The organism is Pedobacter duraquae, assembly GCF_004362245.1.
GTDB classification, from domain to species: Bacteria; Bacteroidota; Bacteroidia; order Sphingobacteriales; family Sphingobacteriaceae; genus Pedobacter; species Pedobacter duraquae.
This window is the reverse complement of sequence record NZ_SNWM01000001.1, coordinates 1393373-1418485: the sequence shown is the minus strand read 5'-3', so window position 1 is coordinate 1418485 and position 25113 is coordinate 1393373. Positions and strand designations below refer to the sequence as shown.

At 40.0% G+C, this 25113-nt stretch carries 21 protein-coding genes; 3 read left to right on the top strand and 18 right to left on the bottom strand.

Annotated elements, in window-relative coordinates; all coding sequences use genetic code 11:
- Positions 1-25: 25 nt before the first annotated feature.
- From CLV32_RS06125 to pyrR, 8 genes are all read right to left on the bottom strand, one after another.
- Complete coding sequence (locus tag CLV32_RS06125) at positions 26-841, bottom strand: energy transducer TonB (protein WP_133553424.1); 816 nt, start codon at positions 839-841, stop codon at positions 26-28.
- Positions 841-1242 carry an ExbD/TolR family protein gene (locus CLV32_RS06120; protein ID WP_133553422.1) on the bottom strand — a complete coding sequence of 134 codons (402 nt, stop codon included), beginning with the start codon at positions 1240-1242 and terminating at the stop codon, positions 841-843. The genes CLV32_RS06125 and CLV32_RS06120 overlap by 1 nt, the downstream gene beginning before the upstream one ends.
- Positions 1242-1952, bottom strand: a complete 711-nt coding sequence (locus CLV32_RS06115) for a MotA/TolQ/ExbB proton channel family protein (RefSeq protein ID WP_133553420.1) — start codon at positions 1950-1952, stop codon at positions 1242-1244. Before CLV32_RS06115 ends, CLV32_RS06120 begins: the two co-directional genes overlap by 1 nt.
- A gap of 1 nt (position 1953) precedes the next feature.
- The gene (locus CLV32_RS06110; protein WP_133553418.1) at positions 1954-3744 is read right to left on the bottom strand and encodes an SPOR domain-containing protein; all 1791 of its coding nucleotides are present in this window, start codon (positions 3742-3744) and stop codon (positions 1954-1956) included.
- A gap of 53 nt (positions 3745-3797) precedes the next feature.
- Positions 3798-5498 (bottom strand): TonB-dependent receptor, encoded by a 1701-nt coding sequence (locus CLV32_RS06105; RefSeq protein ID WP_133553416.1) that lies wholly within the window; start codon positions 5496-5498, stop codon positions 3798-3800.
- 10 nt (positions 5499-5508) lie between these two features.
- Entirely contained in the window at positions 5509-8526 is a 3018-nt protein-coding gene (locus CLV32_RS06100; protein WP_133553414.1) for a tetratricopeptide repeat protein, read from the bottom strand.
- A 132-nt stretch (positions 8527-8658) separates the two neighbouring features.
- On the bottom strand, positions 8659-9591 hold the full coding sequence (locus CLV32_RS06095; RefSeq protein ID WP_133553412.1) for an aspartate carbamoyltransferase catalytic subunit: 933 nt from the start codon (positions 9589-9591) through the stop codon (positions 8659-8661).
- Position 9592: 1 nt separating this feature from the next.
- Positions 9593-10141, bottom strand: coding sequence for a bifunctional pyr operon transcriptional regulator/uracil phosphoribosyltransferase PyrR (gene pyrR / locus CLV32_RS06090; RefSeq protein ID WP_133553410.1), 549 nt, complete (start codon positions 10139-10141; stop codon positions 9593-9595).
- 118 nt (positions 10142-10259) lie between these two features.
- On the opposite strand from pyrR, the gene CLV32_RS06085 reads away from it, so the two are divergent.
- Positions 10260-10655 (top strand): thiol-disulfide oxidoreductase DCC family protein, encoded by a 396-nt coding sequence (locus CLV32_RS06085; protein WP_133553408.1) that lies wholly within the window; start codon positions 10260-10262, stop codon positions 10653-10655.
- 55 nt (positions 10656-10710) lie between these two features.
- Here the strand turns inward: CLV32_RS06085 and rpsA are convergent, their stop codons facing one another.
- The 4 genes from rpsA to cmk form a co-directional block, all read right to left on the bottom strand.
- Positions 10711-12645, bottom strand: coding sequence for a 30S ribosomal protein S1 (rpsA, locus tag CLV32_RS06080; RefSeq protein WP_133553564.1), 1935 nt, complete (start codon positions 12643-12645; stop codon positions 10711-10713).
- Between the two features lie 82 nt (positions 12646-12727).
- Positions 12728-13957, bottom strand: coding sequence for a PepSY-associated TM helix domain-containing protein (locus CLV32_RS06075; protein ID WP_133553406.1), 1230 nt, complete (start codon positions 13955-13957; stop codon positions 12728-12730).
- 71 nt (positions 13958-14028) lie between these two features.
- A complete protein-coding gene (locus tag CLV32_RS06070; protein ID WP_133553404.1) occupies positions 14029-16470 on the bottom strand; it encodes a TonB-dependent receptor in 2442 nt (813 codons plus the stop codon).
- A 137-nt stretch (positions 16471-16607) separates the two neighbouring features.
- Complete coding sequence (gene cmk, locus CLV32_RS06065) at positions 16608-17288, bottom strand: (d)CMP kinase (RefSeq protein ID WP_133553402.1); 681 nt, start codon at positions 17286-17288, stop codon at positions 16608-16610.
- Positions 17289-17356: 68 nt separating this feature from the next.
- On the opposite strand from cmk, the gene CLV32_RS06060 reads away from it, so the two are divergent.
- Positions 17357-17767, top strand: coding sequence for a peptide chain release factor-like protein (locus tag CLV32_RS06060; RefSeq protein WP_133553400.1), 411 nt, complete (start codon positions 17357-17359; stop codon positions 17765-17767).
- A 2-nt stretch (positions 17768-17769) separates the two neighbouring features.
- Here CLV32_RS06060 and CLV32_RS06055 read toward each other — a convergent pair whose 3' ends face one another.
- Together CLV32_RS06055 and lon are read right to left on the bottom strand one after the other, a co-directional pair.
- Positions 17770-18720 (bottom strand): lipid A deacylase LpxR family protein, encoded by a 951-nt coding sequence (locus CLV32_RS06055; protein WP_133553398.1) that lies wholly within the window; start codon positions 18718-18720, stop codon positions 17770-17772.
- A gap of 39 nt (positions 18721-18759) precedes the next feature.
- Positions 18760-21228 carry an endopeptidase La gene (lon, locus tag CLV32_RS06050; protein ID WP_133553396.1) on the bottom strand — a complete coding sequence of 823 codons (2469 nt, stop codon included), beginning with the start codon at positions 21226-21228 and terminating at the stop codon, positions 18760-18762.
- A gap of 267 nt (positions 21229-21495) precedes the next feature.
- Between lon and CLV32_RS06045 the strand changes: the two genes are divergently transcribed.
- The gene (locus tag CLV32_RS06045) at positions 21496-22113 is read left to right on the top strand and encodes a tetratricopeptide repeat protein (protein WP_133553394.1); all 618 of its coding nucleotides are present in this window, start codon (positions 21496-21498) and stop codon (positions 22111-22113) included.
- Here the strand turns inward: CLV32_RS06045 and CLV32_RS06040 are convergent.
- From CLV32_RS06040 to gpmI, 4 genes are all read right to left on the bottom strand, one after another.
- Positions 22105-22347, bottom strand: coding sequence for a helix-turn-helix domain-containing protein (locus tag CLV32_RS06040; protein ID WP_133553392.1), 243 nt, complete (start codon positions 22345-22347; stop codon positions 22105-22107). The two genes, CLV32_RS06045 and CLV32_RS06040, sit on opposite strands and share 9 nt — an antisense overlap.
- A 156-nt stretch (positions 22348-22503) precedes the next feature.
- Complete coding sequence (locus tag CLV32_RS06035; protein ID WP_133553390.1) at positions 22504-22803, bottom strand: helix-turn-helix domain-containing protein; 300 nt, start codon at positions 22801-22803, stop codon at positions 22504-22506.
- Between the two features lie 256 nt (positions 22804-23059).
- Positions 23060-23581, bottom strand: coding sequence for a hypothetical protein (locus tag CLV32_RS06030; protein WP_133553388.1), 522 nt, complete (start codon positions 23579-23581; stop codon positions 23060-23062).
- Positions 23581-25101 (bottom strand): 2,3-bisphosphoglycerate-independent phosphoglycerate mutase, encoded by a 1521-nt coding sequence (gene gpmI / locus CLV32_RS06025; RefSeq protein WP_133553386.1) that lies wholly within the window; start codon positions 25099-25101, stop codon positions 23581-23583. Before gpmI ends, CLV32_RS06030 begins: the two co-directional genes overlap by 1 nt.
- Positions 25102-25113: the final 12 nt, after the last annotated feature.

The window sequence follows — 25113 nt, the reverse complement described above, 5'->3', positions numbered from 1 at the left end:
CTGCAAAAGTATCAAAGCCTAGCGACTATTTAACTTTAAAGTTGAAAACAACTACGCCATTCTGAACATCAGGCCCTGCGCTTGATTCACTGAGTCGGGCGCCCATTACCGCATCTTTACATTTCTGCCAAAGATCACGGTCGCTAAGCGTTGTTCCCTTAACTCCTGGTGTTGCATTAATAACCACACCTTCTTTATTGAATGTAATACGGACAGCTATTTTGCCTGTTTTCTGACCATCATCTCTTGGCGTTATCAGGTTTGTGAATTTTCTAAGTTCAATAGGCTTATCACCAAAACCGGATCCACCCTCGCCATAGTTATTGGATAGGGGATCCCCATTCACACTTCCCTGGTTTCCTGGAGTTGTTCCTGTTCCATCACCGCCCCCGGTGCCTGAGTTTGCTTTGCCTTTATAAAGTGCATTTTGATTGATTGCAGGAGCAGCAGGCTTTTGGTCTACGGCTGCGTTCGGCGTGGTCTTAGTAGTCGATTTTTTAGTATTTATGCTCACTGCATCTTCAGAATTCTGTGTCTGAATATCCTGGTTAGAGGTTTGAGGGGTAGATGTTTGTGTGTTCTGAGGAACCGGAACTACCTTGTCTGGCATCTTTTGATTAGCGTTGGGATCGGCAGAAGGCTCTTCGATACTTGTGTAATCTGTTCCCATGCCCGTTACAGAAGTTCCATAATTGACGACAATGCCGCCCATACCCGGAGTTTCTTCTGGCTGGAAGCTACCTATAGCAATAAAAAAGCTTAGGGCGACCAGAAGAATCATAATGGCAGAGGATATGGCCAGTGCCTTCGGATAATTATTTTCTTCGTTAGGGTAAGTCATTATTTTTTAGGTTCTACAGCTAAAACAACCTTTAATTTCAATTGGTTTGCTACATCAAAAACGGCCATTGTATTTTCAATAGATACTCCGCGGGCTACATACAATACAAGGGTAAGATCAGGAGAGGCTTTTTGATAAGTCTCAATCGTTTGCTTCATGCTTTCCAAGGTTACCTTCTGTTTTTCTACCAGATACTCCAGGTTCTCAGTGATAGAAACTGTTACTGTCTTTTGTGCGGTAGACTGCTGGCCTGACTCTGAGCGCGGCAAAAGTAGTTTCACTACCTGAGGATTGACCACGGCAGAGGCAAGCAGGAAGAACAACATCAGGAAGAACATGATATCATTCAATGCTGAAGTATGAACTTCAACGGTGGCTTTTTGTCGTTTGCGTAAATTCATTATTTACCTGGTTCCTCCAATAAGTCTATAAATTCGATTGCATCGGTTTCCATTCTCAGAATAATCCGTTCTACCATCATATTTAGAATATGGTACAGAATGTAGGCGATGATCCCTACAATCAGGCCGGTTGCAGAGGTAATCATTTTAGTATAAAGACCACCAGAAATTGTACCTATTTCAATGGCACCTTTAATGGACACGTCATGAAATATCGTGATTACGCCGACAATGGTACCAACGAATCCAAGCATTGGTGCTATACCGGCGATGATGCCGAGGATACCAATGTTTTTTTCAATTTTCGAAACTTCCAATTTACCAACATTTTCTATCGCACCTTCAATATCCTTGATCGGCCGGCCGATTCTGCGTAACCCTTTTTCAAGCATTCTTCCTAATGGGGAATTGTTGTTCCGGCAGACAGTGATCGCATGATCGAGTTTTCCCTCGTGGATATACTGCTTGATTTGAAGCATGAGGTTAGATTCTATCTTCGACGATTTTCTGATCGTGATGTAACGCTCTGTAAAAATAACCAAACCAAGAAAAGCCAAAAATGCCAGTGGAATCATTACCCATCCACCTTTAAACAGCAAATCGATAAAATGTAATTCAGGAGGGGCAGTTGCTACCGCCTGTTTTACAGCATTTGCGGTATCAATAATTTGTTTTGTTGTATCTACTGCACCTTGAAGCAATGTGATCATATTATTTTGGTTTGTTTATATAAATGTAAATGCCGTCAATTTTCAATTTTTTCTCGAGACGCGTACGTTCTAAAGCAGCTTCTTTCTGGTCTTTAAACGTTGCAATACTCATTTTTAGTCTTTTACCAGGGGAGTTTGTCACAACTTTAGCATTAACACCGCTTTTTTTCATTTGCGCGATAAACTGGTTCGCTTCTTTTTCGTTGGCAACAGAAGCACCAATAATCTCATAGGTAGTGACAGTATCCAGCTTTACTTTTGTTTGCACAGGAACAGCTTGTTTCACCGGTACCTCCTTTTTGGCAGGTACTGTTACAGGAGCAGAGGCTGCTTCTGTAATTGAATCTTTATCAGTCACAGTATCAGCTATTACAGGAGTTTTTATTACTGTTGCTTTTTTCTTTGTGCTATCAACCGTTATTGCAGGTTTCCTAAATGATTCAGGAAGCATTGGAATAACTAAATAGGCTACCATAATGAGAATCAGCGCAGACGTAATCCAGATTAGTACCTTTACATAGGTTGGAGTTCCAGTATTTTGCGTATTTTCCTGTATCGTATACTGTATTGTACTTTCTGAAGGAATGGGTCCATTACTTGCATAGAATGACGGTGGAACCTGAACAGACTCCGCTAGGGGTTCTGCAAACTCTTCCTCAGCTATGGTTTCTTCCTGCTCAATCAATAACGGAATTTCAGAAATGACGTGTTCCTGGTTTTCCGGTTGGTAAGCTATCGGATTCTCTGATATTTCCTCATAAATTTCATCATCTTCTTTTGAAGTTTCCTTAACTTCCGAAGATGTGAATGTTTCTTCTTGACTATCCTGTCCGGGATTTTCTTCTTCCTGAAGGTTTTCCAGCTGGATCTTCTCTTCTGTGGTTGTTTCTGAGGTAATATCTGAAGGAGTAAATATCTCTTCTTGACTATCCTGTCCGGGATTTTCTTCCTCCTGAAGGTTTTCTAGCTGGATCTCCTCTTCTTTAGTTGTTTCTGAAGTAATAATTTCAGCTTCAGGTTCTACAAAAAGATTAGGCTCGTTATCAGTTACAAATTCATTTGTTTCAGATTCCTGTTCAAGCATTTCTATTTGCTCTTGATCAACATTGGTTTCCTCCTCTGATTCTGGCAGTAGTTCTGATTCCGGAGTTTCAATCTGTTCCAATGCATGAATATCAATTGGCTCAGCATTACTATGCTCGTCCTCTATTGAGGTTTCCGGTTCCTGAACTTCTTCGATAACATCCTCAGGCATGGTAATTTCCTCCGGTTGATCATTCGGATTTTCAGCAGCGATATCAGTTTCAGCTAATTCTTCCTCGGTAATATTTTCAACCGTTTCTATTTGAAGAGGTAATGGAGCAGGTCCATTTTCCGTAGCTGTCGGTGTGGAGTTTTTCACCGCAGGTAAACCAAAAAACTCGAAGCCGGTTTTAAAATCAGGATTTGGATCAAACCTCAACAATTCTTCGGTAGCCGTCAGCGTCCCTAAAGGACTCAGATCGGCGTTACCCAAGTTTGACAGTTGATCATTAATGTCTTTAACAAAAACACTGATGAAATAATCAGCGGATTCGCGTGAAATATTTCTTTGTGCTGAGATAAATCGTGCTAATAGGTCATTTTCAGATTGCTCTTGTTTGAAGGCAATCTGAAAACATGGGGGCAGAAACGTATGTGTGGCGGTATCATACCTTCCGGGAGATTTTTTTTTATAAATTGTTCCCAGTCCAAAAATGCCAATCTCTTTCCTGGATTGAATCAGTTCGGCCACATATGATAATATCTCCATTCTGGTAAAAATAAATTTTAATTCTTTACCAAGCAATTAATAATGCAAAAGGGCTAGAACGAATAGGTTAAGCCGCCGAAAACATTGACGCCAATTGGCTGATAATAAAGATATCTTGAATTTTCGGTATTCAGCAAGTTATTGGCCTTTAAAAACACAGAGAATTTCTGATTGATCTGGTAATTTGCACCTACACCTAAATCGACAAAACCTTTAACGTTAACAACCCGTTCTATTGCTGTATTTGGCAGTATATAAGGACTAGCTGGTGAAGAAGTATATATCTTCGCTTTACTTTGTCCCTGTAGCGCTACCGCGGCGTCAAAGCTTAGTTGTTTATTAAAGTTATAGCGTAAATTAGAGTTTAAGCGTGCCTGAGGCTTGTACCAGCTTTCTGTTTCGGCGGCCGGCTTATACTGCTCCAGAATCAGGTTACCGGTCCAGTTCAGATCATCACTTACTTGTACGGAAATTTGACCCTCTATTCCAGTAAGTTTCATGGTCCCAAAGTCGTAAATCACATCAAATTTATTTGCGCTGGAGAAGTTGTTTACGAATAGAGGCATGTCGGTAATCTCTTTGTGATATACTTTTATCTTGTATCCAAAACCAGGCCCACCAGTTCCTTTAATGCCGGCGCTAATGCTCAATTTTTCAACTGAATTCCTTATTTCGATGTTATTGTTAAGAAACGGATTATCGTCAGTCAACTGTTTTAATGAATTCCGGTTTACGTCACCCTTAACTTCGCCAAATAATTGTAAGTAATCTGGAATGACAGTAAAGTCTGCGGTAACTGCAGGGAAGATCCTACTTGTTGACGCTGTCCCGAATTCCTGAACGAAGTTAATCCCGGCGGTGATATTAATACCGTTGGTTTGCAGGCGGATGTAAGGATTTAGGCGCAAGATATTGTTGCTGACACTGCGTAGCGCATCTTTGGTTGATCCAAAGTCGACTCCTGCAGCCAGTCCGAGGTTAAACGTACTGATTCGCTTGTTCAGGTATCCGTTGATCGTTATCGCATTTTCCTTGGCGCTAAATTTATCATTCCATAAATAGCCATTTACTTTAGCAGCATAGCTGAGTGCATCTGCATCAGGACTAAATTTATTAACCACCTCGCCCTCTGCTTCGATAAAATTGAAGCTTTGTTTTTCGGGATTGAAGTTTACGGGGAGATTATTCTGATCAAGGCCATAGAAGTAGAGACCATTACGCTGATAATTTAATTTGCCGCTAAAAGTAGCCTGATCACCAATACTTCTTCCGAAGACACTTAGTTGTTGCTGATTATACTTTTGTCCGATAAGCTTGCCTTCCTGACCGAAATGTTTAAAATATGCTCCGGCTTGCAGAGCTTCGTCATTACCTGTGCTGAAATAACCTTCTGCTAAAGTTGTTGTTGCAGAACCAAATCCTGCTTTAAGGTAGTTGTTAATCAATTCTGCACGTTGCTCATCAGTAAGCTGCTGGGCTTGTAGTTTATTGATGTCAGAATTCAACTCCAGTTTACGTTCGGTCAATGTGTAGTTGAATTTTGCCTTATAGGTTTTATTGTCGTTCAAATCTGGACTACGTCTGAGTTTTACGGCTTCAGCGAGTACAGGTTTATACGGTCTTACTACTTCGATCTCTTCATTAATCGTCTTTTCTTCCTTCTTTTTTTCAGTCGGTTTTGTATCCTGTGCCTGTGTAGTCAGTGCGGTGGCAGATAAAATCAGGGTAGTATATAATAGGTTACTTAATCTCATGTTCAGGATCTTATTTAATTTTTTCTAATTTTTCTTTGGCTGCAGGCACGATATCGTCTTTGCCATCATAGTTGTCTATCAGACTTAGCAAGGTGCTTTTTGCTTGCAGCAGATCTTTGGTCGCGATATAGTTGTCGGCTAGTAGTAGGAAAGATTTCGCTACCCAATAGTCATAAGATGGCATGTTGTTAATAAGATCAAAGCACGTCTTAAGGGAGGCCTTATAATCCCTTTTCGCATATTGTATAGCTGCAAGGTTGTATTTTGATTCTGCAGCTGCGAGGGTTTTAGTTTTGGATACCACTGCGCCGAAAGCCTTAACAGCCATTGTGGTATCTGATTTTAATAGGTAAGCCTTACCCGCGTAGAGGTCTGAACTATTCTTCTCTTCCTCCGATGATTTGTCGGAGTCCTTAATCAGCTGTACATATTTTAACATGTCATCAGGCATGTTCAATGCGCTGTAGGCTTTCAGTAGATTATTAATTGAATAGGTATAGTGCGATTTATAATCAGCGGTAGTTTCTAATCTTTTCAGATAAACAACGGCCTCATTATACTTCTTTTCATTGAGGAACAGTTGAGAAATACTGGTAAGCGAACGCTCGGTATAATCGCTGGTCCAATCGTTCAGGATATACTCATAGTCAGGAATTGCATCTGCAGAACGATTCAATTTTACCAATGATTCGGCTCGGATAAATTTACCTTCCTTATCATGTATAGGTTTTTTGAATTTATCAAAATAAGCATTTACGGCCTCAACAGTCCCTTGAGCATCGCCTTTTAAATAGCGTGCATTTGCTGCCTGGAATACGATGTTGTCCTGCTCCGCAACGGAATAATTTCCTATTGGTGTGCTGCTTGCGTAAGTCATAAATCCATTGGAATCGCCTTTGTCAACATAAATGTTTTTGATGGACTCCAATGCCTGTTTAGCTTCTTCAGTACTTCCGTAGTCACGGATAACTTTCTTAAATGACTCTAATGCGGCATCATCCTGGTCTTGGTTATATTGGACCAATCCGATCGTCACCAGCGCTCTGGGTACATAGCTACTTCTCGGATATTGGCTTACAAGATTAATGAGATCGGTTTTAGATTTGTCGAGGTCACCTTTGTTGAAATAGGTATATGCGGTTTCAAATCCTGCGTCGTCGGCATAGTTCGACGTTGGGAATTGTTTTAGCAAGCTTTGCATGGTGTTAATTTTCGCATCATCCTGACCCTGTAGTCCCTGAATCATGCCGCGTTGGAAAAGGGCATAGTCCTCGCCAGTCGATTTATTGCTGATGATTTTATTATAGTTCAGCAAAGCATTCTGATAGCTTTTACTAACAAAATAGGCATCAGCCAATCGGATTGTGGCATCATTGATCGTTTTTTGATCTTTATCATTACCATTTAGGAAACGTTCGAAGTAAGTGGCGGCCTTCGGATATTTTTCATCTTCAAAAGCGGCATATGCCAAGGCGTAATTGGCAAAATTATATACTTTAGTTTTACTGGCTTCGGGAAGGCTAAGAAACCTTTCAAAGTTTTTTACCGATTCGCCAAACTTGCGTAATTCATAGCCTGCTTCAGCCATCCAATAAGTACTTAATGCAGTTATCTCACCGTCCTCAGTAAAATTCTGTGATCGCAGGAACATAGAAAGTGCATTCGGGAAGGCGCGCTCGTTATAAAACTCAAGGCCTCTGAAATAAGTAACCTTTTGATATGCTTCTTTGGCTTCCGGCGATTTAACATCTATTGTTTCCAAAATATCAATTGCAGCCTGATAGTTTTTACTGCTTAGCAGGATTTCTCCAAGTAAAGTCTTTGCTTCATTAAGCTTTCTGGACTTTGGAAATTGCTTCAGGAAATTCTGGGTGGCATCGAGTGCCTGCTGGTTAAATTCCAGCTCATAGCTCAGACGGGCATAGTTGAGCCATGCCTCTTCCTGGATATTTTTGTCAAATTCCAGACGGGAAGCTCTGAAGAAAGCACTTCGTGCTTTTTCTTTATTTTTTAATTGAAGGAACGAACGGCCTAATGTGTACATCCCACTTTGGAGATATACGTCGTCTGTATTCAGTTGTTCTAATACTGGAACAGACTCACTGTATTTCTTTAATTGAAATAGTGTATAGCCATACTGATAAATGAACAGATTGTTTTTAGTGGCACTGGCATCTTTAGCGTAATAGCTTCTAAAATATGTTTCTGCATTCTTATAGTCCGACTTCGCAAAATACGAGGCGGCAATCAGGCTTTGCATTTCGGCCTCAAACTGTTGTTTTGAACTGTTGAGTACAGGTACTGCATACGCAATTACATCGTCATATCTTTCGTCAAGATAATACATAGAGGTGATGTAATAAGGATAGCTGGCCTCGTAGGTTTTTGATCCTTTAAGTTTCTCAAAGTTAGCAAGGGCAGTTTTATATTCCTTGTTGAGGTAATTAATATAAGCGAAGTAATAAGTGGCGCTTTCTTGATATTGGGAATTTTCTTTTTTGACAGCTTCAAAAAGTGGCTCTGCCTTTTCATTATTTTTTAATGAAAAATAAGCATATCCCTGTTTGAACTGGTACTCGACACGCTCTTTTTTAGAGAGTACAGAAGGATCTGTTTTCTCGAACCATTCCAGTGTTTTAGTGTAGTTTTTCTGGGCAAAATAAGATTTGCCGACATGGAAATAGGCTAGTTTTGTATTTGGATTTAGGGGATAGTCTTTAATAAAGTTCATGAAGAGCGATTCTGCATCACTATTTCCTAATTCCAATGCACATACTGCGGCGTAAAATTTCGCATTCTCCTTAAGGAGCGAAAGTTCAGCATTACTTTCTTGTTGACTACCTGGTTTTTCTCTACTTTGTTCTACAAGTTTAAATTGCTGAGCAGCTGCGCCGAATTTTTCGTTGTGAAGTAATTCAAGTCCGGTTTGATAGTTTTTATTTAAATTCACTACCGCACTTATCTGAGCATAGCCGGCAGTGATGCTGCCTGCTAATAAAAGCGGAATAAAGAGGTATTTTTTTTGCATTTGGATTTCAAGTATGGTTGGTACGAATATAATTATAGCTTTTGGGCTTATTAACATAAGAAGTTAACATGTGTTGATAACACAGGTTTAACGAAAAGATCCTGGAAATGGTATGTATAGATTAGGCGGAAATTAATCTCGCTGAGAGGCCAGGAGGTAAAGTACTGCCATCCTGACAGCTACGCCATTCTCAACCTGATCAAGAATGATAGATTGTTTGCTGTCAGCAACGTCACTGGTGATCTCTACTCCGCGGTTGATAGGGCCGGGGTGCATAACTATGATTTCTTTATCCAGGTTGTCAAGAATTTGTTTGTTAAGTCCATACATCATAGCGTACTCTCGTAGAGACGGAAAATACTTGATGTCCTGACGTTCCAACTGTATGCGCAGCATATTTGCTACGTCACACCAGTTAAGTGCTTTGATGAGGTTATGTTCTACTTTTACACCGAGATCCTTCATATATTTTGGGATCAGTGTGGTTGGGCCGCAAACCATTACTTCAGCACCAAGTTGCTGCAAACAAAGTATATTTGAGATAGCAACTCTGGAGTGGAGAATATCGCCGACGATGACTACCTTTTTGCCTTCAATACTTCCTAACTTCTGACGAATAGAGAACGCATCCAATAATGCCTGAGTGGGGTGTTCATGAGCACCATCACCGGCGTTTACAATCTGGGCGTCAATATGCCTGCTTAGAAATACGCCTGCGCCAGCGTAGGGGTGCCGCATCACCACCATGTCTACTTTCATGGCCAGGATATTGTTAACTGTATCGATTAATGTCTCTCCCTTACTTACAGAGGATGAAGATGCGGCAAAATTAACTACATCTGCTGATAACCTTTTTTCGGCAAGTTCAAAGGAAAGTTTGGTTCTGGTAGAATTTTCGAAGAAAATATTGGCAATGGTAATATCTCTCAGGGAAGGAACTTTTTTAATCGGACGGTTGATCACTCCCTTAAAGTTTTCTGCAGTTTCGAAAATTAATTCAATATCATTCCGGTTAATATCTTTGATTCCTAAAAGATGACGGGTTGATAGTTTTTCTGCTGCCATTTTACTTATTTCTTTCTGATAATAATATTACTTTGTCTTCACCTTCAGTTTCCTTCCAGCTTACTTTAACTAGTTGTGAGTCTAGGCTGTCAACCTGTTGTCCAATATAATCGGGCTCAATGGGTACATGTCTGGAGAACCGACGATCAATCAATACCATCAGTTCAACTTTGGCAGGTCTGCCAAAAGCGAGTAAGGCATCTAATGCTGCACGGATGGTTCTACCTGTCCACAATACATCGTCAATAAGGATTACATTTTTACCTTCAATGATAAAATCAATAGTATTTGAGCTCGCAGAAACCAGTCCGTCCTTTCGTCTGAAATCATCTCTGAAGAAGGTAATGTCAAGATTTCCCTTAAGAATTTTGCTTTTAGGTAAAAATACAGCAAGCTCTTGTTGTACACGATCGGCGAAATAACTTCCACGAGGCTGGATGCCAATTAACACAGTATTCTTAAAATCGGTATGGTTCTCAATCAGCTGGTGACAAAGTCGCTTGATTGTGATTTGGAATTTAGGACCGTCTAGCAGCGTTCGTTTTTGCATTGACTAAGGATTAGGCAAATATAAAAAATCGAACTGGAAATCGGGTAGGCTTTTTGATAATTCTGAATTCGGGACTGCCGATTCTGGAGAATATAAGGCTAATTGCCTAACTTTGAGCATGGAACATTCAGTAATTTTATTTGACGGCGTTTGCAATCTATGCAATCAAAGTGTTCTGTTTGTTATTAAACGGGATCTTAATGATCGATTTCGTTTTTCGCCTCTGCAGGGCGACTATGCTATGTCTCATTTACCGGCTGCTGAAGGTTTTAATGACCGACCAGATAGCGTCATTTTAATAGAAAATGAGCATGTGTATACTGAGTCTACCGCTGCGTTAAGGATTGCACGCAAACTTTCTGGTTTATGGCCGTTGTTGTATGGCTTTATCATTGTGCCTCCATTTATCCGCAATTATATTTATCGGTGGATTGCAGGCAGGAGGTATAGCATCTGGGGTAAAACAGAAAGTTGTATGGTGCCTACACCTGAATTAAAAAGCAAATTCCTTTAGCATAAAAAAGGGTATCCTTTTGAGATACCCTTTTTATATAATAATGGATTAAAGCTTATTTAGCGTTGTTTTTGCTTTCTTCACCTTCCATTTGTTGTTTCAATTGAGCCAACACGTCAAGGTCTCCTAAAGTTGATTTCTCAACAGAATCCTTAACTTTTTTCACTGCACTGTTAGATGCTTTAGCTTCTTTTTTCTTAGAAGCGCGTTCTTCTGCAACAGCTTCAGCTTTAGCCTCTTCCCAGATACGGGCGTGAGACACAACGATACGTTTAGCATCTTTGTTGAATTCAATGATTTTGAAATCATTGGTTTCTTCAGCTTTAATGGTACCACCATCTTCTTTAGCCATATGTTTTGTAGGTACGAAACCTTCAACACCATAAGGTAAAGCAATAACAGCGCCTTTATCAGTTACTTTAACAACAGTACCCTGGTGGATTGAATCTACCGTGAAGATAGTTTCGAAAGTATCCCAAGGGTTTTCTTCCAATTGTTTATGGCCTAAGCTTAATTTGCGGCTTTCAACATCTAATTCAAGAACAACAACATCTAAAGTATCACCTACTTTGGTGAATTCGTTAGGGTGGTTTACTTTTTTAGACCATGAAAGATCAGAGATATGGATTAATCCATCGATACCTTCTTCAATTTCAACAAATACACCGAAGTTAGTCATGTTTTTAACTACAGCAGTATGTTTGCTTCCGATAGGATATCTCTCAGCAACATTTTGCCAAGGATCCTGAGTTAATTGCTTAATACCTAAGCTCATTTTGCGTTCGTCGCGGTCTAAAGTCAATACTTCAGCTTCGATTTCATCGCTAACTTTCAGGAATTCCTGAGGGCTGCGCAGGTTTTGAGACCATGACATTTCTGACACGTGGATCAAACCTTCAACACCAGGGATAATTTCAAGGAATGCACCGTAGTCAGCTACAGTAACAATTTTACCTTTAACTTTAGATCCAACAGCTAAGTTCGGATCCAGGCTTTCCCAAGGATGCGGAGTTAATTGTTTTAAGCCTAAAGCAATACGTTTTTTCTCGTCATCGAAGTCAAGAACAACCACGTTGATTTTCTCATCTAAGCTCAATACTTCTTTTGGATGCTCTATGCGGCCCCAAGAAATATCAGTAATGTGTAGTAAACCGTCAACACCACCTAAGTCGATGAATACACCGAAATCTGTAATGTTTTTAACAGTTCCTTCCAATACCTGACCTTTTTCAAGTTTAGATACGATTTCAACTTTTTGGCTTTCTAAGTCGTCTTCAATTAAGATTTTATGAGATACAACTACGTTTTTAAACTCGTGGTTGATCTTAACAACTTTGAATTCCATTGTTTTACCCACGTATACATCGTAATCGCGGATAGGTTTAATGTCAATTTGAGAACCAGGTAAGAAAGCTTCAACACCCATGATGTCAACGATAAGACCACCTTTAGTACGGCTTTTAACGAAACCGTTGATGATTCTGTCGTTTTCAAGAGCCTCATTAATAGACTCCCATGATCTTTGGGTTTTAGCTCTTTTACGAGATAAGATTAACTGGCCATTTGCATCTTCAGGAGCTTCCACGAAAACGTCAACTGTGTCGCCAATTTTAAGATCCGGTGTATCACGGAACTCAGAAGTAGATACCAGACCGTCAGATTTAAATCCTACGTTTAATACTACATCTTTGTTGTTGATAGAAACAACGATACCGCTGATGATTTCACCTTGGTTGATTTGATTGAAAGTATCGGTATACATGTCTTCAAACTTTTTACGGTCTTCGTCACTGTAATTTCCGAACGCTTTGTCGTCTGCATCCCAGTCAAAATCTTGATCTGGAGTTGCTAATGATGATTTGATCTCTTCGATCGACATTGTATCAGCTTCTGATTCAATGGTTTCTTTCTCGGTCAGACGTGCGTCTGAACCTTGCAATTCGGCTGTTTTAGCCTCTAGTTCTTTTTCTGCTACTTGTTTTTTTGCCATTAAAAATTTAATCTCCTTTTCCCGTGAGGGACTGCAAAGGTAAGAATTAATATTTTTAAAGAAAAAGAATATTTGATAAATGTTATTGATTTTGAACAGTTTGTCTGTTTTTGCCCTGCTTTTTAGGCTTCTTCTTTTTGCCAAGCCAGATTAAAAATCCTGTTACCGGCAATGAAGCAGCGATTAAACTGCCCAGAAAGGCGAGAATCTTGCCTGGTAATCCAAGGATTGCACCAACATGGATGTCGTAATTCATTCCAATGAGTTTTTCTCCCGCATTTTTTTCAGCGTTGTTTTTTCGATAAAGCAATTTGCCGGTATATCTGTCGAACTGTAAGCCGTCAAAATCATAGTAAATTTCTTTTCCATGATAAGCAGTTGCATAGATTACACCGGTATTTCCTTGTGCTGGCGATATACTGTATCTGATCGCGTTGGGAATGAGGCGTTTTGTTTCCCGGAAGGCCAGCTCAAGTGGGTCGTTAGGTATTGCTGTTTGGGTACTGTCGGATGTCATGTTTTTATATTCCAGTGGCGTAGTGCTCTGGGACGCCACGATATACACACCTTTCTGAAACCATTCGAATGCCCAGACCAGACCAGTGAGAGAAAGAACAAGTGTAATGAGCAGGGCGTAGAATCCAGCAACGTTGTGCAGATCATAATTTACCCTTTTGAATTTCGCATTCCATTTGATCTTGAAACTTTTATCCCTGTTAGCCTTGTTCCATTTTTTTGGCCACCACATAATCATTCCGGTAATGAGGAGCACTACAAAGATTAGGGTGGAGTATCCCACAATCTGTTGACCATAGGTATCATTCAATAACAAGCTCCAATGGACAGCTTTGACGATGTTGAAAAAGTTGTATTTATAATCTTCTATGCTGACAACCTTTCCCGTGTATGGATTGATTAACAAAAGGTCGTAATAAGCTATTGTGTCAAAATAAAATAAACCCTTAGGGTTGCCTGCCTTATAGGTTATGGCTTCCCATGCACGATTCTTATCGGCATAAGTAGTGATTGCATCAATCTGCCTGCCTGGTGCGAGCGCCGCCTGTGCGTTTTTCTGAATCACCGTCAACGGAAGCGCGTGTGATGTTTCTGTTGTCTCTACATATAGTTTATCCCTGTCAATCCAATTGGTGATTTCTACCTGGAAAGCGAATAAGCAACCAGTAACGGCAACAACAAATACGATAATGCCCGAAACCATCCCTAGCCAAAGATGCATCCAGTCGGTAATACGTCTGAAGCGTGACTTAGTTTGCTTTTTAGGTCTGACTGGCTTATTGTTTTGCTGTGGCATATTTTATGAAAAAACCAACCGGTCTTTTCAGACCGGTTGGTAAATGTATATTATATATAGTGTTGAAGAACTTAAAATTTGAAGGACACACTACCAACCACTGCTCGGAGTTGTTGTGGGTTCATAGTTCCATAACCGATCCAATATTGTTTGTTGGTGAGGTTGTTTACTTTTAAGCCGATTCTATACTTTGGCTGATCATAGAATGCTGATGCGTTCAAAATGGTATACCTTGGTAAGGTAAAGACACCGTTTGATACGCTATTCACTATTTTGTTGTCGCTCGCATAGTTTCCGCCAAAGCCGATTCCTATGCCCTGTAGCGTACCGTGACTTATCTTATAACTCGCCCAAAGGTTAGCTGAATAAGGAGACATGGAATATGCGTCCCTGCGGCCTTCCACATCGGCATCTGATTTTGTGTATTTGTTGTCGTTGTATGCGAAGCCGGCAATAATATTGAAACCTTCAATTGGATTAGCTACTACTTCTGCTTCAAAACCTTTACTCACTTTTGTTCCGTCCTGGATACTGGCATTTGGCTGTGCAGGATCAAAGGTATAGGCACGTACGATATCTTCTACTTTGATGTTGTAGTATGAAAGTGTACTGCTCAACTTTCCTCCGAAGGCATTAATTTTTACACCACCTTCGATCTGATTTGCATGCTCGGGTTTGAAGGTACGTTGTTGGTAATCTACTCCAACCTTATTCGTAAAGCCGTTTTGATAGTTAGCAAATATTGATACCTGATCCTTAATTGGCTGAAAAATTAAACCGAATCTAGGTGAAAAAACCGTTTGTTTATAGGCTCCGGAATAGGTGCCGGTTGTAGAGTCGAAGCTACCTTTATTATCAAAACGATCGACACGAAGACCGGCAGAACCGATCAAATTGTCCGTAAAGTTTATCACATCAGAAACATACGCGCTATACGTGTTTGAAAGAGAAACTATCGGGTAGCTGATGTCTGAGAAATTTTTTGTTCCATAAAGCTTATTCAGATTGGTTTCATTAAAGTCTTCGTAAGTTGGGATATTCCCATTCTTGGGAATGAGGTCAAACGTATCAATAGAATAATAATGCTGATCAGAATTTTGTCTTAAATAGTCGAGACCAATTACTACTCTGTTTTTCATGTTGCCCAAATTAAAAGTCCCATTGAAATTCTGTTGAATTTCTGTGATATTAACCCTGCTATCGGCTGTAGACTGATCGCCTCTGGAAATGAAATCAGCTCCCGGTGCCGCGTTCGGATTTTGTAATGCAACGTAATTTGGTACTAAAAAGTAGTAAGGTTGTCTGCCGTTAGAATAGCTATAGCTACTGGTATAATTTGTTTGTGATGTCCATTGATCGGAAAGTTTATAGGTCATCTGTCCGAAAAAGTTATTACTGGCACTTGATTGGGTCAAATCGCTGCCATGGTAAGAACGTTTATAATCGAGGCCGAGTTTATCGGCACGGTCTGCCCCGAGCTGAGCAACGGGAAAGTAGAAGAAAAATGCATTTTCCGCCATATTTGTACCGCTATATAATTCGGCATCCAGATTAAAAGTCAATCTATCATTAACTTTATAAGTTAAGCTGGGTGCAATTGCCAATGTTTTGTTAAAGCCATTGTCCTGAAACGATCCTTGGTAATTATATGCTGTATTTAAGCGGAACAGTACATTTTTAGCACTATCTAATGGCGCGTTAATGTCTGCACTTATTCTATTAAAACCGTAACTTCCTGAAGAGTAGGCTACCTCACCGCCAAATTTTTCATAAGGCTTTTTTGTTACTCTGTTGATTAGACCTCCGTAGGACGTTAAGGTACTCCCAAAAAGGGTGGCCGATGGGCCTTTGATCACTTCAATACTTTCAAGGTTGGCGGCATCAATCCTGCTGGTTACATTTCCGGCGACACCGTTTCTTAATCCACTTTGCAAAGTGAATCCTCTGGAACTGTAAAAAGCACCCCCGTCGCCACCGCGACCAGTTGCCTGCCACATCATTTGAAGTCCAGGTACATTTTTAGTGGCGTCGTCTACTGAAAATATCAGCTGATCGTTTAAGAGTTCTTTAGGGATAGTTGTGTAAACTTGGGCATTTTCGAGATTTCCAAGTTCCATTTTGCCTACATAATCACTCTTTTTACGACTAAATTTATTGATTTTTGCGCTTGAGATTACGATTTCATTAAGCTGAGCAGCATTTTCCTGTAAAACAAGATCAGTCGTGCTAGTTTGCCCTGCCATGATAACGACCTGTTTTTCCAGTTTTTTTAATCCTACAGATGACGCGGTTAAAATATATGTTCCGGGTTTAACCTTCGGAAATGAGAAAAAGCCCTGTGCATTGGTCAGGGTGTTCTGTCCTGATCCACGGAGTTGAATATTAATGTTTCCGGCTACCAATCCATCATTGGTGGTTACATTTCCGCTCAGTTGACCGGATGTATTTTGTGCCCGTAGACAAAGGGGGGCGATTGAAAGAACGATGATGATTAATCGTAGAAATCTTTTCATTGCTATATCTATTTAGAATAATTTTAAATTGAGGCAAAGTAAAGCACCTCGTACGGTTATTCCAAATTTATTTAGAATTAATCTACATAGTGATCTGGGGCAAAAAAAATGCAGCCATCGGCTGCCTGCATAAAGTATTATGCGTGAAGAAATGGAGTGACCTTATCCAATGCAAAATCTAATTGTTCCTGTTCGGTGATGTCTGTATTATCAAGAATAATTGCATCTTCAGCCCTTATAAGCGGACTTTCTTTACGTGTGGTATCGGCATAATCACGATGAGCGAGGTTCTCAAAGACTTCCTCCAGTGTAACTTGATTATTTCCTTTACGCTCCAATTCTTTAAACCGGCGTTCGGCCCTGATTTTAGGATCAGCAGTCATGAAAAATTTTACTTGTGCATCCTCAAATACCGCGGTGCCGATATCACGACCATCCATAACAATATTTTTGGACTTGCCCATGCGTTGCTGTTGTTTAACCATTTCTACGCGGACCAATTTTATCGCAGATACTTCGCTTACATTTTCAGAAACGGGCATCAGACGGATTTCATCAGAAACCTCTTCGCCATTTAGCGTGATGTGTGATTGGTAATCGCGCGAATGAAAATTGAGTTCAATGTGTTGAAGGGCATCTGCAATGGCAGATTGGTCTGTCATGTCTACCTGATTGCGAATAAAATAGAGGGTAACTGCCCTATACATGGCTCCGCTATCGATATAGATAAAACCAAGTTTTTTTGCTAATGCTTTTGCGAGCGTACTTTTTCCACAAGAAGAGTACCCGTCGATGGCTACAACCACATTTTTTCTCATCGGGGGCAAAGTTAATGTTTTCGGGAATGCGTAGAAACTATTGCGCAATAAAACTTTAATTTTGGAAGATGATACCGGTCAAAGAAGAGTTGATAAGATATGTCTCGTTTAAAACATCCAGAAGTGGGGGTAAGGGCGGCCAAAATGTAAACAAGGTTTCCAGTAAGGTGGAACTCATCTGTAATCCTGACGAGTTGTCTTTTTTCTCTGACGAACAAAAAGCGCTGCTAAAGGTACGATTGGGTAATAGATTAGATCAGGAAGGCAATCTGCATATCGTTTCTCAGGAAGATCGTAGCCAGCTCGTGAATAAGCAACGTACTTTGGTAAAGTTGGAGGAATTACTTAAGTTATCCCTCCATGTTGCTAAGGCGAGAAAGCCTACTAAAATACCTAAGGGGGTAGTAAGGAAAAGACTTACCGATAAGTTGTTTGTGGCAACCAGGAAGCAGAGTCGTAGGCGTCCGGATATAGATTAGCATTAATTAAATCTATAAAACATGCTTATTGAGCCGTATTGATGGGCTTTGGCGGTACTTTTAACTTCCTTCGTCTTGAACAAGACGCCGAAGTCGAATGTAAAGCGTTGAGAACTGTAATTGGCGCCAATCTGTTGTGCAAAAACGACGGGGTGTGTATCAAAGGTAACTGGACTATTGTTGTTAAAGATGCTTCCTGAAATTGTAGCGTCATAAGCCACATAATTTAACTGGGGTTTTGCATACAGGAAGAATTCACGTTTTACAAGCGCTTTAGTCTTTGCATTTTTTCCGATAACGGCATGTTCATAAGCTGAGTTGAAGAGCTGGTTGATGTTTCCTGTCCGGAATAGAATCGCGGCACCAGCTCCACTAAACGTGGTGCCCAGGTTAGTATACCCTTCAAAAGAAAAATCAAGAGAATTGGCTTTGTTACGAAAAAGCAGGCGTGTGTATTGGGCAGAAAGATTTACCTGCGCAGCATTTTTAATCTGATACTGCCATCCATCGAGATCATAAAATCCGAAATTACGGTGCAACAGTTCCTGAGCATCCTCTGCAATTGAGTTCGGCCCGGTTGTTCCAAGTTCGATACTTGTTTTTAAACTGCTCTCATTGCTGCGGAATACATGCAATGCTGCGCCAGCATATAAATAACCAGCAAAAGGCCGATCTTGTCGAGCAGGATCGGGTGCGAAACCAGAATACGGGTTGTACATCTTCTGGCCTGCAGAAATTTCCCAAATCTTTTTTTCAGTTCCAGTTTTCAACTTAGCCTGGTTCGTAGCAAAGCGGAAGTTTAGGAAAAGACCGTTAGTGTAATATCGATCGGATCCCTGACCGAGGTAAGAATCGTTGTCACTTTGGAAACCGAATTCGTGGTAGTTCTGTGCGGTGCTGTTTAACCAAAGAAAAGAAATCAGAAATAAAGCAGGTAAAAATTTTTTACTCATAGATAGATCAAAATAAAACCGGCCTAAGCCGGTTTCGTATTATTTAATAGTGGAATTTTTGATCGTCAGATCTTGTGCGTTTGATACTTTATCTTTCGTTAAAGCGAGGTCTATTACCTCACGCATCTCTGCCACATAATGGAATCTCAAATCTTTAACATAACTTTCCTTAATTTCCAGGATGTCTTTCTTGTTGGATTGCGAAAGGATGATATCTTTTATATTTGCACGTTTAGCAGCTAATATCTTTTCTTTAATTCCACCTACCGGTAGTACTTTTCCTCTTAATGTGATTTCACCTGTCATTGCCAGATTAGAACGTACCTTACGTTGTGTAAAAGCAGAAGTGAGTGCCGTTAGCATTGTAATACCTGCGGAAGGACCATCCTTAGGTGTAGCACCTGCAGGGACGTGAACGTGAATGTCGAAATGGTCGAAAAGCTGGTAGTCAATGCCAAATAAGTCTGCGTGAGCTCTCAGGTATGCTAAAGCGATAACAGCAGATTCTTTCATTACATCACCAAGGTTTCCTGTTAGGGTCAGTTTTCCTTTCCCAGGACTCAGACTTGCTTCAATAAAAAGAATATCACCACCCACAGAGGTCCAGGCTAATCCAGTAACAACGCCAGCAACCTCATTACCTTCATAAAGATCTTTATCATACATCGGTGCACCAAGAATCCGTTCCACATCCGCTACACTCAGTGTCGGATCGTAAGGTTCTTCCATCGCAATTTTTGTGGCTACACCGCGTACCAATGATCCAATTCTTTTTTCAAGAGTACGGACACCCGACTCACGTGTATAGTCTTCTATCACCTTTTCAACAAGGCTGTTTTTTAAGACAATATCTTTTGTGTTAATGCCGTGTTGCGCCTTTTGTTTAGGAAGCAGATATTTTTTTGCAATCTCTATTTTTTCTTCAATGGTATATCCATTAACCTCAATGATTTCCATCCTGTCTAAAAGTGCAGGCTGTATTGTACTTAAGGAATTTGCCGTTGCAATGAACAGGACGTTTGACAGGTCGTAATCAGCCTCCACGTAATGGTCATTAAAGGCGCTGTTTTGCTCAGGATCCAATACTTCCAGCAAAGCTGATGAAGGATCTCCGCGTTGGTCAGAACCAACTTTATCTATTTCATCCAATACAAATACAGGATTGGCAGCGCCGGCTTTTTTCAAAGAAGAAATGATTCTCCCCGGCATGGCGCCAATATACGTTTTACGGTGTCCGCGAATTTCGGCTTCATCCCTGATACCGCCAAGGGCTATCCTCACATATTTCCTATTCAGTGCTTTCGCAATAGATTTACCAAGCGAAGTTTTTCCTACTCCCGGAGGGCCGACAAGACAAATGATCGGCGCTTTCATGTCTCTCTTGAGTTTAAGCACGGCCAAATACTCTATGATACGCTGTTTAACTTTTTCAAGTCCAAAATGATCCTTGTCCAAAACCCGCTGTGCACGTTTTAAGTCAAAGTTATCTTTGGTGAATTCGTTCCAGGGGAGATCAAGCAAGAGTTCCAGATAGTTAATCTGCACAGAATAGTCAGGTGCTGCCGGATTCATCCGCCCAAGTTTTTCCAATTCCTTATGGAAGTGTTCTTTAACCGGGGCTTCCCATTTTTTCTTTTTTGCACGGAGTTCAAGTGCGGTAAGCTCCATATCTGAAGAGTTACCACCTAATTCTTCCTGAATGGTTTTAAGCTGTTGATTTAAGAAATAGTCGCGTTGTTGCTTGTCGAGGTCGGTGCGGACTTTAGATTGGATCTGGTTTTTCAGCTCCAGCATTTGTAGTTCAAGCGTCAACAACTCCATCACCATTTCCGCACGTGCACGTAAGTTCTCCATTTCAAGCATTTTTTGCTTGTCAGAAACATCAGCGTTCATGTTTGAGGAAATGAAGTTGATCAGAAATGACGTGCTTTCTATGTTCTTAAGTGCCATCCCCGCTTCACTTGGGATATTTGGTGAAAGTTGGATGATCTGAGAAGACATTTCTCGAATAGAGGCAACCAGTGCTTTAAACTCTTTATCTGTTTTGTATTTACTTTCTACAAATTTACTGATCTTAACCTTGATGTAAGGTTCTGACTGAATCTCTTCGATCAAGCGGAAGCGCTGCTTACCCTGAATGATCACTGTTGTGTTGCCATCTGGCATCTGCAACATCTTAATGATATGGGCAACAGTCCCTACGCTATTTAGCTCATCAAAGGTAGGGTCTTCAATATTTACATCACGTTGAGATACTACGCCGATGATTTTATTGCCTTTATACGCTTCTTTAATTAGCTTGATGGATTTATCCCTGCCAACGGTAATCGGAATTACCACTCCTGGAAAAAGAACAGTATTTCTTAGGGGTAAAATCGCCAGGACTTCAGGTGTTTCTTCACCATTCATATCGTCCTCATCCTGCTGAGACATTAAAGGAAAGAATTCAGTATCCTCATTTATAATTGGGAGTGCATTGCTAAAGTCAAATTGATCTTTTATACTCATTAATCGGCCTTTCTTAAAAAACGACAATTTGACAGCATGTCGTTTACAAAAATATAAAATTATATTATCTAAGTCTATTTTCAACTCCTATGCCAAAAGAAGAATAGGGGTTACAGCCTGTTAAAGTGTCCGAATTATAAATATATTTGTGGGCTTAACATATTTTAAATTATTTAGCGTTTACTTTAATATTTGTTAATGGTACAATAGTTGCCATGAATGAAACTTTGTTTTATATCTTTATTCCTTATTTAAATAGAATCTTTGATGACTTACCTTAAACAAGCTGTGTTATTGCTCTTCGTTTTTTCTTCTGCAACAAGTTATGCCCAAAGCTATAATGTAGGCATGCAGACTATGATGAAGGGGGACTTTAAAGGGGCTGTAGGCCAGTTGGAAAAAGCCGATGCTAAAACACCCAACAACTTAAAGGTTCTTAATTTATTAGCGTATGCGTATTTTCAATGTGGTGACTATGAGAATTCTATCGCTACTTATACACGTGTGATTGCATTAAAGCCAACGGATTATTCGGCCTATTATTACAGAGGTAAAGGTAGGCAGAACATCGCTAATGACCCTAAAGAATCGCTAAATACAATGCGCGAAAATTTTTATCTGTCCGCCATCAAAGATTTCACGAAAGCAATAGAAATCAATGGGGAAGAAGATTCCCAGTTGTTGCAAAACAGAGGCATCACTTATAAGGATTATGCAATCTTCAAATCTTATAAAGTAAAAAAGGCTGTAGAAAAGACTGCCGTTATAGCGCTTTTCAATAATTCAATTTCAGATTTTCAAAAAATATTAATTATTCAGCCACAGCGTAAAGATATTCTGAATCTGGTTGACTACGTGAAGGCGCAAATTGCCAGTTTAAAGTAAGAAGTTTTTAATAAACTCCGTTGTTGTGGATTCTGCTTCGAACATTTGAACTAATATAGAAGCCTTTAATCCATATGCTGCTGCGAGTTTCACGGCCTGGCTTATGGTCAGATCAACTTTGTCATTTTCCCATTTGCAGTAAGTAGTTCTGGTTACTTCAAGAAGACCTGAAATCTCCTCTTGGGTGATTCCTTTCTTTCTGCGGAGGTCCTTTAAAATTTTTCCTTTTTTCATTGGAGAAGTATTGATTCATTAACAATAAACAGTTAGCAAACATAGACAAACCTATAGACTTAAAATTTTTTCGGTTTATAAATGTTGAATTGATCATAAAGTTGTTACTGATCAATCCTGCTCGGTAGTACTGAACTTTTATATAAAGTCCCGGCCTTAGTGGGTTCCGGGACTTTTTCTTTGAAAGCGTAGTGGGTCGTGGAATTTTGAGGCGTGGATGTAATTTGCAAGCACGTCTGGGGCGATAATAAAGCCAGTCTCGAATATGGAGACCAGAAACGATAATTTTAGACCATAAGCGGCGGCGACCTTAGTGGCCTGACTAATTGTTAAATCCACCTTATCGTTTTCCCACTTAGAATATGAAGTCCTTGTTATATTTAACATAGCTGCAGTTTCATCCTGAGTGGCTCCCTTTATCAGGCGTAAATGTTTAAGGACGTGTCCTATTTTCATGTGTAGAGGTTAATATTGTACTGTTGAGAGCGTGTAAATATAAAACTCAAACAGTCAACCACGCAGAGTTTCTCTTTGATGTGAAAATAATTCCCAAAAAGTACATGTGTTGAAAATACGCAAAGTGATTGTTTTGCTGAGAAAATCGATGTGGATTTGTCATTTTAATTAGTCTGAGGTATGTAAGACGGTAATAAAAATGAGATGTCTTTGCAATATTGTAAATATAAAAGGCCGGGTTATTTCCCGGCCTTTATTAAAACCTTCCCAAAATCTGATAATGTTTACTTTTCATAAATCTTATTTGTTGCATCTTTTTAATTTGATACAAGCTATCGGGATAATAGGAGAGTGTATCTGTCGAGGTGTATAAGTAGTTGCTATTTCTGATCAGGATTTTGAGGCCACAGATTTTTTCTGATTTTTTCCAGATTAAAACTTTCTTAACCGGGATTTTTTCGTTTTCTGTACTATACTGTTCGAATGTCGCTGATTCGGATTTTTTAAATTCACCATCCCAGGCTCTTTTATTAATATCTGCGTCAGTGAAAATTGAGAGTTCTTTTTTCCAATCTTTTATTTTAATAGATTTAGTTTCTTGCTTGCCGTTAATCCAGACGGATTTTAAAATAACAGGGCTTCTAACATCTAATCTTTTCGCCTCAGCGTCAAAATAACCGACGAGATCAAAATTTTTAGCTCCAGCTACAGGTTTAACATCCTGCGGGTTATTGCAAGCTGCTAAACTAAACAGTAGGATTGCAAAGTATTTTCTCATTAGATCAATACGTTTCCGCTCATGATGGCTGGTTTTTCAATACCCATCAATTTTAAGATTGTCGGTGCAACATCTCCAAGCTTGCCATCGGCAATATGTGTGTATTCGGTACCGATCAATACGCATGGAACAAGGTTTGTAGTATGCGCGGTATTTACCGATCCGTCTCCATTAATCATAAACTCTGAGTTGCCGTGATCAGCCAGTATGATAAAAGCATATCCGTTTTCTAATCCCTTGGTTACTACAGCTTCTGCACAACGGTCAGCCGTTTCCACTGCTTTTACAACAGCTTCAAATACACCTGTATGCCCAACCATATCCGGATTTGCAAAGTTTAGGCAAATAAAATCTGCCCATCCGCGCTCAAGCTCTGGTAAAATAGCATCTGTAATGCCTTGTGCACTCATTTCAGGTTGCAGATCGTATGTAGCAACTTTTGGTGATGGAATCATGATGCGTTTTTCGTTATCGAAAACTTGCTCTCTACCACCCGAAAAGAAGAAAGTAACATGTGGATATTTTTCTGTTTCGGCAATACGGATTTGATTCTTATGATGCGCTTCAAGAACTTCACCCAGTGTTTCACTAAGATCATCTTTTGTAAATACAACTTTCACATCAGAGAAGTTCTCGTCGTAAGTAGTCATTGTTACATAGTATAATTTCAATTTGTGCATATCAAAATCAGGGTAGTCAACCTGACTTAACGCAGAAGTGATTTCACGTCCTCTGTCAGTACGGTAGTTAAAGCAGATTACTACATCCCCCTCCTGTATGGTTGCTGTTGGTTTACCGTCAGCAGCAGTAACTACGATAGGTTTGATAAATTCGTCGGTAATACCATCTGCATAAGACTGTGCTATTGCGCCTTCCACATCTGTAGTCGCTGTACCTATTCCTTTTGTTAACAGATCGTACGCCTGCTTAACTCTTTCCCATCTTGAATCACGGTCCATCGCATAGTACCTGCCGATCAAGCTTGCTATTTTTCCCGCAGAATGTTTGAGGTGAGCTTCCAGGTCCTTTACAAAGCCTAAACCAGAGTTGGGATCTGTATCTCTTCCATCTAGAAATGCATGAATAAATACATCTGTCAAACCCTGTTCTTGAGCGGCATCGCATAACGCCTTTAGATGATTAATATGCGCATGCACACCACCATTAGACAACAAACCAATAAAATGAACTGCTTTGTGCTCTGTTTTAGCATATTGGAAAGCTTTTACTAACGTTTCGTTACTGAATAAAGAGCGATCGGAAATAGCTTTATTAATGCGGCCAAGTTCCTGATAAACTACCCTTCCAGCGCCCAGGTTCATATGACCCACTTCGGAATTTCCCATTTGTCCGGCAGGTAAGCCAACAGCTTCACCCGAAGCTTCAAGTTTGCTGTTTGGATATTTTTTAATGATCGAATCAAAGAAGGGGGTATTTGCTGCATACGCTGCATCTGATTTATCTTTTTTGCCGTAGCCCCAACCGTCAAGGATCAGGAGCATCACTTTTTTTGTATTCATGCTTGAAATAGA